This is a genomic window from Bacillus sp. GM2, assembly GCF_056155945.1.
In genome coordinates, this window is sequence record NZ_JBRKSZ010000008.1 from 417,120 (window position 1) to 432,653 (window position 15,534).

A 15,534-nucleotide genomic window follows, 5' to 3' on the forward strand; every position below is an offset into this window, starting at 1 on the left:
GCAGAGACTCATGCTCTGCAAGCTTTTTACTTTTTAAAATGGTATGGGAGCGTGGCGATGACGATGTCTTTTTTCCACAGCAGCCTCAAGCGCAGCAAAAATGCTGACTGATTGTGAAGAATATTGTGCCAGCTTTTTTTCGGAATGAACTGCGGAACGAGAACCATGACAGAATAGTTGTAGCTCGCCGCTTTCGCTTCCACCGTTTCCAGGAATTTTTCCAAAGGATGAATTAAGCTTCGGTATGAGGAGTGCAGGGTAACGAGTCTGACGCCGTTTTGCAGCTCCTCCCATTTTTTTTCGATCTTTTTCTCTTCTTCTTTGTCAAACGATACGTGAACCGCGATGACCTGGTCTGACAACGTTTTGGCGTATTGGATCGACTTTTCGACGACGTGCGTCACACCGGCGACAGGGACAATGACGACGTTCCCTTCGATCGGCTCCAAAGGCTTACCTGTCATTCTAAGCTGTTCGCCGACGGCATCATAGTGCCTTTTGACCACATAGAAGATCCAGATGACGATCGGCATGAAAACAACGATCGGCCATACAACATGAAACTTCGTGATAAACAGAATGAGCAAAACAACTGCAGAGATCGCCGTGCCTGTTGCATTAATGATCATTTTCAATACCCAGCCTTCCGGCTTTTGTCTGATCCATTTCAGGCACATACCCGTTTGAGAAAGCGTAAACGGGATGAACACGCCGACCGCGTATAAAGGAATTAAATGTTCTGTCTGTCCGTTAAACAAAAGAATCAGCAAAATCGAAGCAAAGCCGAGAAAGATGATTCCGTTTGAATAGCCTAAGCGGTCTCCTCTGACCGTAAACATTCTCGGCATGTATTTATCACGGGCCAGGTTAAACGCAAGCTGCGGGAAGGCTGAAAATCCGGTGTTGGCGGCCAATACTAAAATCATCGACGTCGTTCCCTGTATGAAAAAGTAAAGGAATGAGCGCCCGAACGTTTCCGATGCGATCTGGGACACGACCGTTTCTTCGCCTTTCGGCATGATGCCGTAGCCGAAGGCGAGCACCGTAATTCCCGAAAACAGAACGGCAAGCAGGATTCCCATCATCAAAAGCGTGTTTGCGGCGTTTTTCGGCGCCGGATCCCTGAAAGCCGGGATCGCGTTTGAGATCGCCTCAACCCCGGTCAAAGCTGAACAGCCTGATGAAAAAGCTTTGAGCAGCAAAAACAGGGACAATCCGGCGACAGGCGTCCCGATTGCCGCATGCTCAGCGGGTTCAACTTGTCCGGTCATCAATTTAAAAATCCCTACCCCGATGAGAATCAAGAGAGCCGCGACAAACAAGTAAACCGGATAGGCCAAGATCGAAGCCGATTCCGTTAACCCGCGCAAATTTAATATCATGATGAATAGAACAAGGACGACCGCGATGATCAGGTGGTACGGATGCAGAGACGGAAGCGCCGATGTGATGGCATCTGTTCCCGCCGACACGCTGACCGCTACCGTCAGAATGTAATCGACGAGCAGGGACCCGCCTGCGACAAGCCCCGGATTTACCCCAAGGTTTTCCCTTGAAACGACATACGCCCCTCCACCATGCGGATAAGAAAATATAATCTGCCGGTAGGAAAGGATCAAAGCCGTCAAAAGAATCAAAACGCCCACCGCTATCGGCAGCGAATACCATAGAGCAGCCGTGCTGACGGCAGCCAACACGATCAAAATTTGCTCTGTACCGTAAGCGACAGAAGACAAGGCATCAGAAGACAATAAAGCAAGGGCCTTCGTCTTTGTGATCTTTTGTTCTCCCAGCTCTTTTGATTTCAATGGTTTACCGATTAAAAACCGCTTTATTGTACTGTACATGATTTTAACTTCTCCTTTTTACTGTCAATTTCCATATTTTCCCGTACAAAAAAGCACAGAGGCAAAAGCCCCTGCGGAATCGGATTTTATTCCCAGGTTATCTCCCTCTCTCTTAACGCTTACGAGGTTAGCTGACGGATTCGGGCTCACGAGAGTTTGCCCTACCTTTAAAAGGATTCACCCCTAGAGGCAATGTTATGCCCCAAAATGGTTCCCCCGCTCTGATACAGACTAAGCGAATTTGAAATATACGTTTTATAGAGAGATCATACTCCCGTTTACGAGCATTGTAAATACTTTTTTAATATAAAAAAAACCGTCAGAAGATAGGCTTTCTGACCTATTGATTGTACATCATTCCCTTTCTTAAACCCGGCAGAGCTAAAGAGAAAATCGAGATATCATGCTTCGTGTTCCCAGCCGTGCTCGTCTCGCTTAATATCTCCCCACCACACTGCTGAACTTGAAGCAGCGCCCGGAAAATCCGAATCGAAACATGAGGATATTCCGGATGATGATCAATGATGAAATCTTCGTCAGCCGTTCTTGTATAAAGGCCGACTCCGCCTTTTGAAAATCGTCCCACACCTTATGGCAAGTAGGTCTGAATGGATTGTTGAATATCTTATTCGGCAGACGGATATGCCCCAAAGCTCCGATTGATCATATCCGGATCTGTCGTTAGGCCTCCGTCTTGGCAGCGATTTTGATTCCGCTCCCTCCGAGGCTCGTATTCCATAGTAAAATGGCCCTCCAAGTTCGAAAAAGAATGCCGGTTTTCATAAAGTAATTCTTCTGCTTCAAACCATCCGATCCTAAACACCACTCATGTAAACTGCCGCTCATTTTGATATAACCCCAAAAATCAGACAATAAAACGTCATGAAGCAGTTTGCCTGGCATGAATCCGGTATTGTACTGGATTCATGCCTTTTCATTTGATCTTAATCCGTTTGTGATTGAGGTAATCCAAATACTCTGCGAGTTCTTTTTTAAAATATTCGGTCCCCAGTAATAATACGTACTGCACGGTATTCGAGCCGGTTGAAGCAGCGCTGTTAGATGGTGTCCTGGGGTGCAGTTCATTCACACAAGTGTTGAAACTTTTTTAATATTTTAATTGTTATTATTTAGGTTCGGAGTTATAATTTAACAGAAAAACAAACCGAATTTTCATAACTTCAATCCAAGTTAAGGTTGTTAAATCCTTCGTCAAACACAGGGGTGTTCGTGGCGACACTTTTTTATAATCTTCTTTTATAAAATCGAGCATCACAGGTGCAATCTCGCGGCTGTTGCTCCATATCACTGGATTATTCATCCAATGAGCCTGCACTGATTGGATAGCAGTGCTCGTGCGGAGGTGATTTAACACCTGATGTTCACGAGGATGTTGTCATTGTAGAAATAGTTGATTTGGATATTGCGGTTACACCATTGAACGACTCTGGCATGGCGTTATTCCGTTTGTTTGCATACTTCAACCTGTCATGTGGCAGTGTATCAAGGTTGCTCCATTTTAGAAGGACAAGCTGGTCTATCTATTAATGTAGATACCATGACAATCTTAACCCACTTGTTGAGTCTCCTCACACACTAGGAATTCATAATGCTGTAAATTGTCAAGTGCTACGGAAGCCATCTACCTTCGAGATTCGGTTGTTGCTATCTGCTGGTATTTTCACTGAAACTATAGTCGATACACTAAGAATCTTCTTATCTTATGAGTCTTATCCTTAATAACCCTTAATTGTCTAAGTTTTCGGCGGAAAGAGGATACACGGATCGTCAATAGGTAAAGTCCCTCTCTTTTATCAAAAGAATTTAGAATTGGAGGAAATTTACATGTTATCAGAAATTGAAAAGGGGCTTGAGGGCCTGCGTGTAAAACTTGATCGTATTGATGAACAACTGTTGGATACATTGAAAGAACGTTTAGAATGCTGCATTAGGATTGGATTGTACAAACGCGAGTATAATATTCCGATGATGCAGCCGCACCGAATTAACTTTGTCCAGGAACGGGCAGCTCGATACGCTGACGAGAATGGTTTAAGTCAAGAGTTTTTGCGTAACCTTTATGAGCTCATTATTTCTGAAACGTGCAGGGTTGAGGATATCGTAATTGACAATTCAGAAAATCGCAGACAGGACATTTCTTCAAGCCTGGCCGGCCAAAAAGGAAAAAGGGAGGAATTGTTTAATGGGGGCAGGGATACAAACACTTCTAATTGACAACTATGATTCATTTACTTACAACCTCTATCAATTGATCGGCGAAGTAAATGGCCGACCGCCAATAGTTGTCCGTAATGATGTAGACTGGTCACAAGTGCCGATTGATGAGATTGACAACATCGTGATCTCCCCAGGCCCCGGTCGACCGGAACGGGTTGAGGACTTTGGTATTAATGCAACTGTTATTCAAGAAGCTAAGCTGCCAGTTCTCGGAGTCTGTCTTGGACATCAAGGCATAGCTCATTTATTTGGCGGGAAGGTGAACCACGCTTCTGAGCCCATGCATGGACGAACATCAGTCATTCACCATTCAGGGGTTGATATCTTTGACGGGCTTCCTCCTGAGTTCTCTGTCGTACGCTATCACTCCCTTGTCGTTACTGATCTGGGTGATGGTGTGGAAGCGATAGCGTGGACTAAAGATGGTTTGATTATGGGGCTTCGACACCGCAATCTGCCGATTTGGGGTGTGCAATTCCACCCCGAGTCAATCTGCAGTCATTATGGTCATGAGTTGCTTGCCAACTTTCGAGACCTGACTCCGAAGCGCACTGGACGATCAAGACCGTCTCCCAAATTAAAGGAGCCTTCTCATTCTAAAAGCGATTTCTACCGGATCCATTTTCGAAAATTATCGGGATTTCCTGACGCTCAGTCAAGTTACCAGGCACTATTTGCTGATGCACCTCATGGATTCTGGCTTGACAGCAGCAGTGTCATCGAAGGCTTGTCGCGATTTTCATATCTCGGCGATGGTACCGGGGAGAATGCTGAATATATTACGTATAGCGTAGCAGAGGGTGTTGTAAAAGTACAACGTTCGGGTCAAGAGACTCAGTTCATTCAACAGTCATTTTATGATTATCTTGATGAGCAAATCCGCCGTCGGGCAACATCTGCTCCGGAAGGCCTTCCCTTTGACTTCAATCTCGGCTATGTGGGTTACATTGGCTATGAGCTAAAAGCTGAAACTTGCGGGAGCAGCCGGTATCAATCTGAGATCCCTGATGCGGCCTTGCTTTTCGCAGACCGCATGCTTGTTTTTGATCATCTTGAACAGGAAGCCTATCTGTTGTGTCTTTCGACTGGGGATGAGAATAAGCAAGCACTCAACTGGCTAAATGCTGCAGAGCGAATCTTGGATGACATTCCTGCTGCAGCAAACGATTCGGACAAGGATTCAGTACTTACATCCGTGCCAGACCACAATATCCCAATCGAGTTTCGGCATAACCGGCCTTCTTATCTTCAACTGATCAACAATTGCTTAGAAGAAATCCGCAATGGTGAATCCTATGAGATATGCTTGACTAATTCCGCAACTGTTTATACCCCTATAGATCCTTGGATTACGTATACGCACCTGCGAAGAATCAGTCCGGTTCCCTATGGGGCATTTTTAAACTTTGCGGATGCGGCAGTACTAAGTGCCTCTCCGGAACGGTTCCTCTCAATCAGTGCTGATCGTATCGTTGAGTCCAAACCGATCAAGGGTACTCGTATGAGAGGCAGGACTTCTGCTGAAGATCTTCAATTACGAAATGAGTTACTAAATGATGAAAAAGATCTCGCAGAGAACTTAATGATCGTTGACTTAGTCAGAAATGACCTTAACACTGTTTGTGAAATAGGATCTGTTCATGTCCCTAAGCTGTTCGATGTAGAAACATATGCACCAGTCCACCAGTTGATCTCGACGATTCGCGGCACTATACGTCCGGACAAATCAACGGTTGATTGCGTCCGTGCTGCTTTTCCAGGCGGTTCTATGACCGGTGCTCCGAAAATTCGGACGATGGAAATTATAGACCGCCTCGAGGATGGCCCCCGCGGTGTCTACTCGGGCAGCCTCGGCTGGTTCGGACTGAGTGGCGCTGCGGATCTTAGTATTGTTATTCGTACAGTTGTTGTGACCGATGACAAGGCGACTTTTGGTGTCGGAGGAGCGATCGTAGCATTGTCAGATCCAGAAGAAGAGTTCGAAGAAACTCAGGTTAAAGCGCGAGCTATGGTCTCAGCTATCGCAGCAGCGGAAGTCTCTGCAGTGGGAGGTTCAAGATGAGTCAGGAAATAAGGCAGTGTGTGATTGCGGGGGGAGCCGGCGGCGTTGGCGGGATGTTTGCAGACCTCCTTGAAAGATCTGGTGTTGAAGTATGTATTATCGATATAAATCCTCCTTCCGTTCGTCGACAATTCAAGAAGTGTGACATCACTGTTCCGACTCCACAGGCCAAAGATATGATCCAAAAGGCGGACATGGTGATGCTCGCTTTACCAGAGACCGCGGCTCTTCATGCAGTAAAAGTTGTCGGGTCGTTAATGAAGCCTGATTCTCTCTTGGCGCACACTCTTTCTGTCCAGTCACCCATATTTAAAAAAATACACGCTTTGGGTTTGCCTTTCGAAAGCATAGGTCTTAACCCTATGTTTGCTCCCAGTCTTAGTATCGCGGGTAGACCGGTAGCTGTCATCGTTCAAAACGATGGGCCTAAAGGAAATCGTTTGATTCAGATGATTTTAGATTGGAAAGGTCGTCCTGTGCTATTAGAAGCTGAGGAGCATGATCAATTGGCCGCGGCTATGCAGGCACTCACTCATTCAGCGGTACTCACCTTTGGATTGGCGCTCGCAGAATTAGATGTTGACATTGCAAAACTTAGTTCTCTTGCACCCCCTCCGCATGCAACTATGCTTGCGCTACTGGCACGGATTAGTTCTGGAACACCGGATGTGTATTGGGACGTCCAATCCGTGAACCACCAAGCAATGGCGGCGCGTGCTGCACTGGCTGAAGCAGTTGGATCGTTGAATGAATCGGTGAGTGATAAGTCCTTATTCATCGAACTGCTGCGTAAATCCCGAGAGGTATTTGGATCTGAAATAGCCCATTATCAAGATCTCTGTACTAGTATCTTTGAAGGTCCAATCGCACCAAAGGAGGGAAAGCACAGCCAAACCAACCACCCGGTTAATTGAGTAGAATCAAGGATTTTAAAAACAACTGATTCCTTTGAACAGGGAACAGCTTTCCGGGACAAATAGAAGTATGAAAATGTCGTGTAGATTCGCGACTTTTCACTGACAAGTTCTTCTTCATAACAGCTAGTTTTGGTGATATTTGGTCACATTAAAACAGCCTGCCGTTTCCGGCAGGCTGTCTGATGATTATTGATCAAGCTTCAGCTTCTTCAGCTGTTCGGCGAGCGCGTTGTTGATCGGCTCATCCTTGTTTTGCTTTTTCATGTAGGAGTGTACATCGCGTTTTGATGCTTTTGAATTTTTGTCTTTTGCCCTGCGCTTTTCGAATACGGAGAGCTTTTCTCTGTGGCCGCAGACGCAGGCGAATGTCTGGCCTTCTCCGTGTCCGCGCAGTTCCATTCGCTTATGGCAGTTCGGGCAGCGGGCGTTCGTCTGTTTGGCGACTGTTTTGCGGTGGCCGCACTCCCTGTCCTGGCAGACGAGCATTGTGCCGCGTTTGCCGTTTACTTTCAGCATCAGTTTTCCGCAATCAGGGCAATGGGTTCCTGTGATATTGTCGTGCTTAAACGTTTGATTGCTGCTTTTGATTTCTCTGATCGTCTGCTTTGCGTACTCCTTCATTTCTTTGATGAAGGCGGAGGATTTCAGTTTTCCTTTCGCAATGCCTGACAGCTTCTGCTCCCATTCGGCGGTGAGGGCAGGAGATTTTAAATCTGACGGAACAAGCTCAAGGAGCTGTTTTCCTTTTGAGGTGATATAGATATCTTTTCCTTTTTTCTCGATCAGGAACGTGTTGAACAGCTTTTCGATAATGTCGGCGCGTGTTGCCACCGTCCCGAGTCCACCCGTCTCTCCGAGAGTTTTCACAAGGTTTTTTTCTTCTCCCTGCATAAATGCGGCCGGATTCTCCATCGCAGACAGCAATGTTCCTTCATTAAACCGCGCCGGCGGTTTTGTTTCACCCTTCGTCTCTGTCAAAGACCGGACGGACAGCGTGTCGCCTTTTGCGAGTTTTGGCAGGGTTTGATCCTTTTCTTCCTCGTCATCATCTTCATCTGCGAAATCGTACACCGCTTTCCAGCCTTGCGACTGAACGGTTTTCCCTTTTGCCGTAAAGGTTTCTCCGCCGATTTCGGCAAACACTTTAGTTTCTTCATATTCAAACGGCGGCATTAAAACGGCGAGGAAGCGCTTCGCGATCAAATCGTAAAGCTTTCTTTCCTTTTCGCTTAACGCGCCGAGCGCAAGCGGCTCTTCCGTCGGAATAATCGCGTGGTGATCAGACACTTTCGCATCGTTGACAAAGCTTTTATTGGCTTTAACGCCACGCTTTAAGATCCGGGTCACATGCTGAGCATAAGGCTTCACCTGCATGCCTTCCAAACGGTCTTTCAGCGTAGGGACGATATCATTGGAAAGAAATCTTGAGTCCGTCCGCGGATAGGTGACGAGCTTGTGCTGCTCATAGAGCTTCTGTAAAACGGACAGCGTTTCTTTTGCGGAAAATCCGAAGCGTTTATGGGCGTCCCTCTGCAGCTCGGTCAGATCATAAAGACCGGGGGCAAAGCTTTTTTTCGCCGTTTTTTTCAAGTCGACAATGGCGGCCGGTTTGCCTTGCAGCGCTCCTGCAAGCTGTGACGTCACAGACGCGTTGAAAGTGCGGGTCTGCTTTGTCTTCTTGTCCTGCCATGTCAGCGTCATACCGTCAACCGCTGCACGCAAGCCGAAATAAGGGACGGGTTGAAAGTTCTTGATATCTTCCTCTCTTTTCGCGATCATCGCCAATGTCGGCGTCTGTACGCGTCCGCAGGAAAGCTGGGCGTTGAATTTCGTTGTCAGCGCCCTCGTCGCGTTGATGCCGACGATCCAATCGGCTTCAGCTCGAGCTACGGCTGAATGGTAAAGGTTTTCAAAGTCTTTGCCGTTCTTTAAGTTTTTAAATCCGTCTTTGATCGCTTTGTCTGTGACCGATGAAATCCACAGTCGCTTCAATGGCTTCGTGACCTTTGCTTTTTCGATGATCCAGCGGGCGACAAGCTCGCCTTCCCGGCCGGCATCGGTTGCAATAACGATGTCTTTGACGTCTTTTCTGATCAGCTGCGATTTAACCGCCTGAAACTGCTTTCCGGTCTTTTTAATGACGACGAGCTTTAAAGGCTCGGGGATGATCGGCAGATCTTCAAGCCGCCAAGACTGGAATTCCTTTCCGTATCCTTCAGGGTCCGCCAATGTGACCAGATGGCCGAGCGCCCATGTCACGATATAGCGGTCGCCTTCAAGATATCCGTTTCCTTTTTTATGACACTTCAGCACGCGGGCCAAGTCACGGCCGACTGAAGGTTTTTCTGCTAAAACGACTGTTTTAGACAAGTCCATCACATCACTTTCTTGTTCATGCATCCTTTTATTATAACAGATGATACAGAGGCATCTCTAATGTTCACGATTCCTTTATTTCAATTTCAGAAAAAATGACGTGTGTCACGGTTTGGGCATATGGTGATGTTTCATTGATAAACGCTTCGATCTGCGCCAGGCTCTCTGCATTGATCTTCAGCATGTAGCAGGCGGCTCCCGCGATCCGGTAGCAGAATTCAATGTTCGGGAGGCGTTCGATATACGCTTTAAACCTTTCGTATTCCCCGTTTTTCACCGTTGCTTCAATGATGCAGGATACGGGAAGACCGACCTTTTGGTAATCGATGTCCAGCGTATATTTTTTAATGACGCCGAACGATTCGAGCCGCCTGACTCTTTCGGTCACAGACGGCGCGGAAAGGCTGATCTTCCTGCCCAGCTCCCGCATCGATAAACGGCTGTCTTTCTTTAATTCGGCTATGATTTTAAAATCGAGGTCATCAATTTTCATATGTAACTTTATTCCCTTCATTCTATTTCATCATTTTAATATTATCATGAAAATTCTTTCGTTCGAAATTCATTTTTCACTTCTGCTTATATATGATTATGAAGAGGTGATCATCATATGACAAGAATCAATTTTTCAGACAGAGGAGAGACGCCGTTTCAGCGGCTGCTCGGACACTCCGAAAGCCTGATGTCAAACTGGACGGCTTTAGCTGAGGAGCTGTCAGGAGACGGCTTTTTATCAAAGGAACTAAAGGAGCAGGTGCGCCGCGTGCTGGCTCAGGGAAACGGATGCGAATATTGCAAGGCAAAGGGGAAACCCGAGATCCCGAATCAGCAGAAAACGAGCTTTGCAATGGGGTTTGCAGAGGTCTTTTTGGCGCAGAGGGAGCGCGTGTCAGACAGGCAGTTTGATGTTTTAAAAGAAGTGTTTTCAGAAGAAGAAATAACGGAATTGACCGCATTTATTTGTTTTACGACTGCCCAGCAATACTTCGGCGCTTTAATGAAGCTTCCGGCAGACGCATAAATCCAACGGAGAAAAAACCTGTCATATTTGTCCCCTTTTGGTTTATAGTATAAAGGTAGACTATCACTCCACAGGAGGTATACTATGCTGCAAACGCCGATTGGCCGCCTTCGGTTGATGGGTTTTATTGAAGGCATGTCGCTTTTAGTCCTGCTGTTTATCGCCATGCCGCTTAAATATTGGGCGGATTATCCGATGGCCGTTACGATTGTCGGATCGCTTCACGGCGGATTGTTTATTTTGTATTTGTTTGTTCTGTTGTATGCGACTTTTGTGCTGAGGTGGTCTGTGAAATGGCCGGCTGCCGGTCTTGTGGCCGCATTTGTTCCGTTCGGCAATTTCCTTTATGACCGGGGACTAAAAAAATATGATCAGTAAAATCCGCCGGGTTTTCCGGCGGATTTTTTGATCACTCATTTAAAAAGCGTTTCAGCTCTTCCTTGTTTTGTTCAAGGTCTAAATCGAGGACCGCCCCGTATTTTGGATCGTCTTTGTTCGTGAATGATCCGTCAACCGGGAGCCTGAAGCTTTTGGTTTCTTTTACGCTTCCGAGTAAAAAGTCTTTGCCGACGGACAATATGACGCCGTTCGGTATGTTTGTTTCAATATACGGATCGACGAGCCCCCAAAGCTTCGGAAGCTGGGCGATATTCCCGATGCTCACCGCTTCTTTTTGAAGTTTTGAAAAGACTTCCTGCTGTCTTCTGACCCGTCCAAAATCGCTTTCTCTGTCATGCCTGAACCGGACATAGCCCAGCAGTCTTTCACCGTGAAGAACTTGTTTTCCCGGCTGCAGTGTCATGCCGATTCCGTACGACATTTTTTTCGGAACGTCGACTTCGATCCCGTCAGGCGCCACCGCATCCACGATTTTGGCAAAACCTTTAAAATCGATGACGGCGTAATAGTTAATGTCCAAATCAAAGGATTCTTTTAATGTTTTTCTGACGAGTTCCGGGCCTCCGTATGCATAAGCCGCGTTGACTTTTTGCTTGTCATATCCCGGTATGTCGACATAGCTGTCCCGCATAATCGATATCAATTTAGGCTGTTTCTGCTTTTTATTATAATGGATCACCATCATCGAGTCAGACCTTGAATGGTCTTCCCCTCTTGAATCGATCCCCAGTACGAGGATGTTCACTTCATCAAGATCAGAGCCTTCCCCGTTAAATTCAAACTGACCGTCTTCTTTAAAATCTCCGTCAGATTCGGATAAGCCTTTTTTGTATTCAAAGTAGGTATAACCCGCTGCTGCTATGATAACCAGCAACGTTAATGTAAACAGGCGCTTTATGATTTTTCGCCTTTTTCTTTTCGGTTTTCTTACTCTTACTCTAACCCTCTCCACTTTTATCACCGCCACACATAAGACTATCACAGGATCAAACAGCGGGCAATTAATAAAAGAAAGATCAAGCCGTCTAATCGTGTCGAAAAAGATAACCTTTTGTTTTCATTTGTTTCATTATGAAAGAAAAATGATCGAATTTTGTTCTTTTCGTCAAAAAACGACTACATCCACTTCGTCATCCATGCGATATAGTAAGAAGCCGGGATAAACAGAACTTGGGCAAAAATCGTCCCGGCCACCCTCGATGTTGCCATCGTGATCGAAGCCCATTTCAAATAAGTATAGCTCCGCTTCCCTTTTGCTACATCATCTGCAAGTACCGACACCTTCGGATCGACAAACAGCGCCAGCAGCATCGTTGCAACCCCGTTGACAAGGCCTGAAGCCATCACCGCGGTCGTATGCCTTTCGGGCACGAGGACACCCGCATAAAGAGCGGCAAGAACACCGATTGTATAAATCGCCGTGATGGCCATGTTCAAGACAAACAGCCGCTTCGGTATATAGCGGAACCGAAAGTCTTTCACATATTCCAGGCTCGGTCTTCTCGAATAATGCTTGGCATGCTTGAAGATATTTTTTGAGAACGCCTTGCGAAACACTTGCAAAACGGAGCCGTTTTCCCCTGCCAAATGAACAATCGCTCTCGTAAATACGGCGACGAACGTCGGCAGAAGCAGCATTCCGAAAATGGTGCCGACAGTTGAACCAAAGATTAAAAACCGAAATTGGCTGCCGACGAGGGAAAGTGCGTCCGCACCCGCAACATCGACAAGCTTCCCCGTCACAGGCTGCTGAACCATGTTTGACATTCTTGAGACGATGACCATCACATTAAATAATGATAGCGCTGATGCGATAAATCCGACTCTCGCGCCTGACAGACGGGCGGCATATGCGAGCGTTTCGATGGAATGGATCAGCAACAGAAAACAAAAAATCAATAGTACCTTAGATGTTAAAAAGTCCATTTCTCTTCCTCCAGTCTATAGGTAAGACTGTTTTCAAAACGCAAACGTTTCGGCAAATCAAAAACCGCCCCGGCAAAAGCCGAAGCGGTCTCAATTATCATATTTATTCGAGCAAATAAATCTATCCGCTGCCAAAGGCGGTCATTTGAATTTCGTAAAAGATCAGCATCTATCGTTCCGAGTTGAAAGTAAACACCATGGAATTTCTGATACAAGACAACGAAAGCCCTACCTCTCATTCGTCCTTGCGGCTCCGAAGCCGCGCCAGTGTGAATTGTGAAACAAAAAGTCTTTTTTCCCTCTATCCTGTTAGGGGCGGGTCAGAGGAAGAAATCAGTATCTTCTAAGAAAGAAAAAAGAAGTCTACTTTCCATTTATTTGCTCTTTTGCGTGTTCCTGTTTTTTATTATACTACAGTTCGTCCTTCATGACAAACTGATTGAGCACAGCGCTACAGGTCAAGCGTGACCGGGGTGCTTTCGCCTTCATTCATCAGTCTGATTTCCGAAGGCTCGATCTCAAGCACGGTTAAGTTCGGATCGTCCTTTCCGTCAAACCATCGCTCAAGCCTTTCATCCCAGATTTTGTCCTTTAAATCTTGAGAATGGTTGAGCTTTGCCGTACCTGTGATTTCAAGGTATGCATCGCCTAATCCTTCACCGTTATAACCCAACAGCACATGGACGTTCGGATTGTTATCAATTTCTTCCGCCTTGTGCGTCTCATCGCTTGTCGGTGTATAAAGCGTCAGCCCGTCGTGGAAAAAGGTCATGTAGCGGGAATGAGGCTTGCCGCTTTCGACCGTTGCAAGCGAACCGATTTTATGATGATCGAGAATGTCGAGCACCTTGTTCTTCAATTGCTGCTGATCCATTTTGAGTTCCCTCCTTTGTATCGTCTCCACTGTTACTTTTCCACAATGTTTTGTATATTAAACAATTGAAAGGAGGTTTTTGACGTGAATATTTTCATATCGTTTGATGCGGAGGCTGATATGGGCTACATTGCTTTGACGGAAAACCGTGCCGGATCTGCCGCAGCAACAGATGATATCGGCAATACGGCTTTGGCTGCAGACTTTGACCGCCATCAGCGGATTATCGGTGTCGAATTTCCGGGGAAAGCGGCTCCGGAAATAGCGCGGCTTGGAACGCTCACCGGCAGAAAACACAAACTTGAACCGGCTTTCCTAAACGGCGCCCGCGTTCAGCGATTTCGACCGACGGCACAGGAAGCGGTCAAAACACTTTGTGTGAACGGTGTTCAATTTTATTTTGCCGATTATGACGGACAGCGCTTTATCGGCTTTGATGTGCTTGATCGAACGGAAAAAAGCGAATGAGATCGGCTCCCATTCGCTAAATTCTCGGGTCTGTGAACACATCGTGATCATCGGTGCTTGTTGAAGAAAACTCCGTAACCACAGCACCCTCACTCCCCGCTTTGAACCAATGTTTCGTATCCGGCGGAATCGTGTACTGTTCGCCGGGTGTGAGCTGAATTTCGTGCCAAACGGTGAAATGCTCGATATCCTCGTGCGGCGGCAGAACGGCCGGGACTTCCGTTTTTTCTCCTTCTACATACAAATACACTTTTCCGTATCTGCACCTGAATGTCTCTTCCTTCCCTTCCTGCCCGTCTACGGGAGGATGCCGGTGTTCGGGGCATGTTTGTTCAGGGAATAATACAAGCTCTTTGGCGCAGTAGCGGTTTGTGTTGACATAGACGAACAGCTGGAGCCCCAGCTTATTCAGCTTATTTAATCCGTAGTCCATGATTTGGATGTTTTCTTTATCATCGTCGCTCAGCGTGATGCCCGCTTTTTCGTAGTATTCGATTACATCCTCCTTTGTCACCTTCACACGAGCTCCCCCCTTTTATGTCGTGATAAAGTCTCCGCCGTTGACGTGGAGGGTCTGCCCTGTCATATACGAAGAATCGTCAGATGCTAAAAGCACATAGCAGCCCACATGGTCCACCGGCTGACCCGGACGGCCCATCGGGGTATCTGTACCGAACTTCGCCACTTCCTCCCCTGAAAATGTGGATGGGATCAGCGGCGTCCAAATCGGTCCGGGTGCAACGGCATTGACGCGGATGCCGTCTTTGACGAGCGCCTGTGACATCGACCTTGTAAACGCATTGATCGCACCTTTTGTTGCCGTGTAGTCAATCAGCTGCGGATTGCCCCGGTAAGGGTTGATCGATGTTGTATTGATGATCGCACTGCCCGGCTCCAAATAATCGATCGCTTTTTTTGTAAAGTAGAAATAAGAGAAGAAATTTGTTTTAAATGTTTTCTCAAGCTGTTCACTGGAAATCTCTTTAATGCTGTCTTTAGGATGCTGTTCGGCCGCATTATTGACAAGAATATCAAGACGGCCCAGCTCCTTTACAGTTTGTTCAACCGCGTCATTGCAAAATGCTTCGTCTCTGACGTCTCCGGGAAGCAGCAGGCATTTGACGCCTTCTTTTTCAACCCGCGCTTTCGTCTCCTGAGCGTCCTCGTGTTCATTTAAGTAGACAATCGAGATATCCGCGCCTTCTTTAGCATAGGCAACGGCAACTGCCCTGCCGATTCCGCTGTCGCCTCCTGTAATCAGCGCGACCTTTCCTTTCAGTTTATCCGTCCCTTTGTCATTTTCATCTTCATAGATCGGACGCGGGTTCATGACGCTTTCGATGCCGGGCTGACGGTCTTGCGTCTGTGCCGGCTGTCCGTTTGTCTGCTGATTGCGCAAATCCATT

General features: G+C 46.7%; 16 protein-coding genes and 1 riboswitch. Of the genes, 6 read left to right on the forward strand and 10 right to left on the reverse strand.

Annotated features, from left to right (window positions below; genetic code table 11):
* Positions 1-26: 26 nt before the first annotated feature.
* The 3 genes from ACVC9U_RS16910 to ACVC9U_RS16920 all read right to left on the reverse strand — a co-directional run bounded on the left by ACVC9U_RS16910 (position 27) and on the right by ACVC9U_RS16920 (position 2,693).
* Positions 27-1,847 carry an APC family permease gene (locus ACVC9U_RS16910; RefSeq protein WP_075753934.1) on the reverse strand — a complete coding sequence of 607 codons (1,821 nt, stop codon included), beginning with the start codon at positions 1,845-1,847 and terminating at the stop codon, positions 27-29.
* 100 nt (positions 1,848-1,947) lie between these two features.
* Positions 1,948-2,095, reverse strand: a riboswitch (cyclic di-AMP (ydaO/yuaA leader).
* Positions 2,096-2,187: 92 nt separating this feature from the next.
* Positions 2,188-2,433 (reverse strand): hypothetical protein, encoded by a 246-nt coding sequence (locus ACVC9U_RS16915; RefSeq protein ID WP_075753932.1) that lies wholly within the window; start codon positions 2,431-2,433, stop codon positions 2,188-2,190.
* Between the two features lie 95 nt (positions 2,434-2,528).
* On the reverse strand, positions 2,529-2,693 hold the full coding sequence (locus ACVC9U_RS16920; protein ID WP_154495786.1) for a hypothetical protein: 165 nt from the start codon (positions 2,691-2,693) through the stop codon (positions 2,529-2,531).
* A gap of 999 nt (positions 2,694-3,692) precedes the next feature.
* On the opposite strand from ACVC9U_RS16920, the gene ACVC9U_RS16925 reads away from it, so the two are divergent.
* From ACVC9U_RS16925 to ACVC9U_RS16935, 3 genes are read left to right on the forward strand one after another with little or no spacing between them, the layout of a single operon-like run.
* The gene (locus tag ACVC9U_RS16925; protein ID WP_075753930.1) at positions 3,693-4,082 is read left to right on the forward strand and encodes a chorismate mutase family protein; all 390 of its coding nucleotides are present in this window, start codon (positions 3,693-3,695) and stop codon (positions 4,080-4,082) included.
* Positions 4,051-6,147, forward strand: coding sequence for an aminodeoxychorismate synthase component I (pabB, locus tag ACVC9U_RS16930; RefSeq protein WP_075753928.1), 2,097 nt, complete (start codon positions 4,051-4,053; stop codon positions 6,145-6,147). The genes ACVC9U_RS16925 and pabB overlap by 32 nt, the downstream gene beginning before the upstream one ends.
* Positions 6,144-7,061, forward strand: a complete 918-nt coding sequence (locus ACVC9U_RS16935) for a prephenate dehydrogenase dimerization domain-containing protein (RefSeq protein ID WP_075753926.1) — start codon at positions 6,144-6,146, stop codon at positions 7,059-7,061. Before pabB ends, ACVC9U_RS16935 begins: the two co-directional genes overlap by 4 nt.
* 189 nt (positions 7,062-7,250) lie before the next feature.
* Here ACVC9U_RS16935 and ACVC9U_RS16940 read toward each other — a convergent pair whose 3' ends face one another.
* Together ACVC9U_RS16940 and ACVC9U_RS16945 are read right to left on the reverse strand one after the other, a co-directional pair.
* Complete coding sequence (locus ACVC9U_RS16940) at positions 7,251-9,434, reverse strand: DNA topoisomerase III (protein ID WP_142238628.1); 2,184 nt, start codon at positions 9,432-9,434, stop codon at positions 7,251-7,253.
* A 70-nt stretch (positions 9,435-9,504) separates the two neighbouring features.
* The gene (locus ACVC9U_RS16945) at positions 9,505-9,933 is read right to left on the reverse strand and encodes an Lrp/AsnC family transcriptional regulator (RefSeq protein WP_023857895.1); all 429 of its coding nucleotides are present in this window, start codon (positions 9,931-9,933) and stop codon (positions 9,505-9,507) included.
* Between the two features lie 117 nt (positions 9,934-10,050).
* On the opposite strand from ACVC9U_RS16945, the gene ACVC9U_RS16950 reads away from it, so the two are divergent.
* Positions 10,051-10,461 carry a carboxymuconolactone decarboxylase family protein gene (locus ACVC9U_RS16950; RefSeq protein ID WP_020450223.1) on the forward strand — a complete coding sequence of 137 codons (411 nt, stop codon included), beginning with the start codon at positions 10,051-10,053 and terminating at the stop codon, positions 10,459-10,461.
* A gap of 84 nt (positions 10,462-10,545) precedes the next feature.
* Entirely contained in the window at positions 10,546-10,839 is a 294-nt protein-coding gene (locus ACVC9U_RS16955) for a DUF3817 domain-containing protein (protein WP_075753922.1), read from the forward strand.
* Positions 10,840-10,870: 31 nt separating this feature from the next.
* On the opposite strand, the gene ACVC9U_RS16960 is transcribed toward ACVC9U_RS16955, so the two are convergent.
* The 3 genes from ACVC9U_RS16960 to ACVC9U_RS16970 all read right to left on the reverse strand — a co-directional run bounded on the left by ACVC9U_RS16960 (position 10,871) and on the right by ACVC9U_RS16970 (position 13,660).
* Entirely contained in the window at positions 10,871-11,812 is a 942-nt protein-coding gene (locus tag ACVC9U_RS16960) for an LCP family protein (RefSeq protein ID WP_003179044.1), read from the reverse strand.
* Positions 11,813-11,976: 164 nt separating this feature from the next.
* On the reverse strand, positions 11,977-12,786 hold the full coding sequence (locus tag ACVC9U_RS16965; protein WP_441391315.1) for a lipid II flippase Amj family protein: 810 nt from the start codon (positions 12,784-12,786) through the stop codon (positions 11,977-11,979).
* A 451-nt stretch (positions 12,787-13,237) separates the two neighbouring features.
* Positions 13,238-13,660, reverse strand: a complete 423-nt coding sequence (locus ACVC9U_RS16970; protein ID WP_075753916.1) for a pyridoxamine 5'-phosphate oxidase family protein — start codon at positions 13,658-13,660, stop codon at positions 13,238-13,240.
* An 84-nt stretch (positions 13,661-13,744) separates the two neighbouring features.
* Between ACVC9U_RS16970 and ACVC9U_RS16975 the strand changes: the two genes are divergently transcribed.
* Positions 13,745-14,128 carry a DUF2283 domain-containing protein gene (locus ACVC9U_RS16975; RefSeq protein WP_075753914.1) on the forward strand — a complete coding sequence of 128 codons (384 nt, stop codon included), beginning with the start codon at positions 13,745-13,747 and terminating at the stop codon, positions 14,126-14,128.
* Positions 14,129-14,144: 16 nt separating this feature from the next.
* On the opposite strand, the gene ACVC9U_RS16980 is transcribed toward ACVC9U_RS16975, so the two are convergent.
* Positions 14,145-14,648, reverse strand: a complete 504-nt coding sequence (locus ACVC9U_RS16980; protein WP_441391316.1) for a D-lyxose/D-mannose family sugar isomerase — start codon at positions 14,646-14,648, stop codon at positions 14,145-14,147.
* Positions 14,649-14,663: 15 nt separating this feature from the next.
* Positions 14,664-15,533 (reverse strand): SDR family oxidoreductase, encoded by an 870-nt coding sequence (locus tag ACVC9U_RS16985; protein WP_075753910.1) that lies wholly within the window; start codon positions 15,531-15,533, stop codon positions 14,664-14,666.
* Position 15,534: the final 1 nt, after the last annotated feature.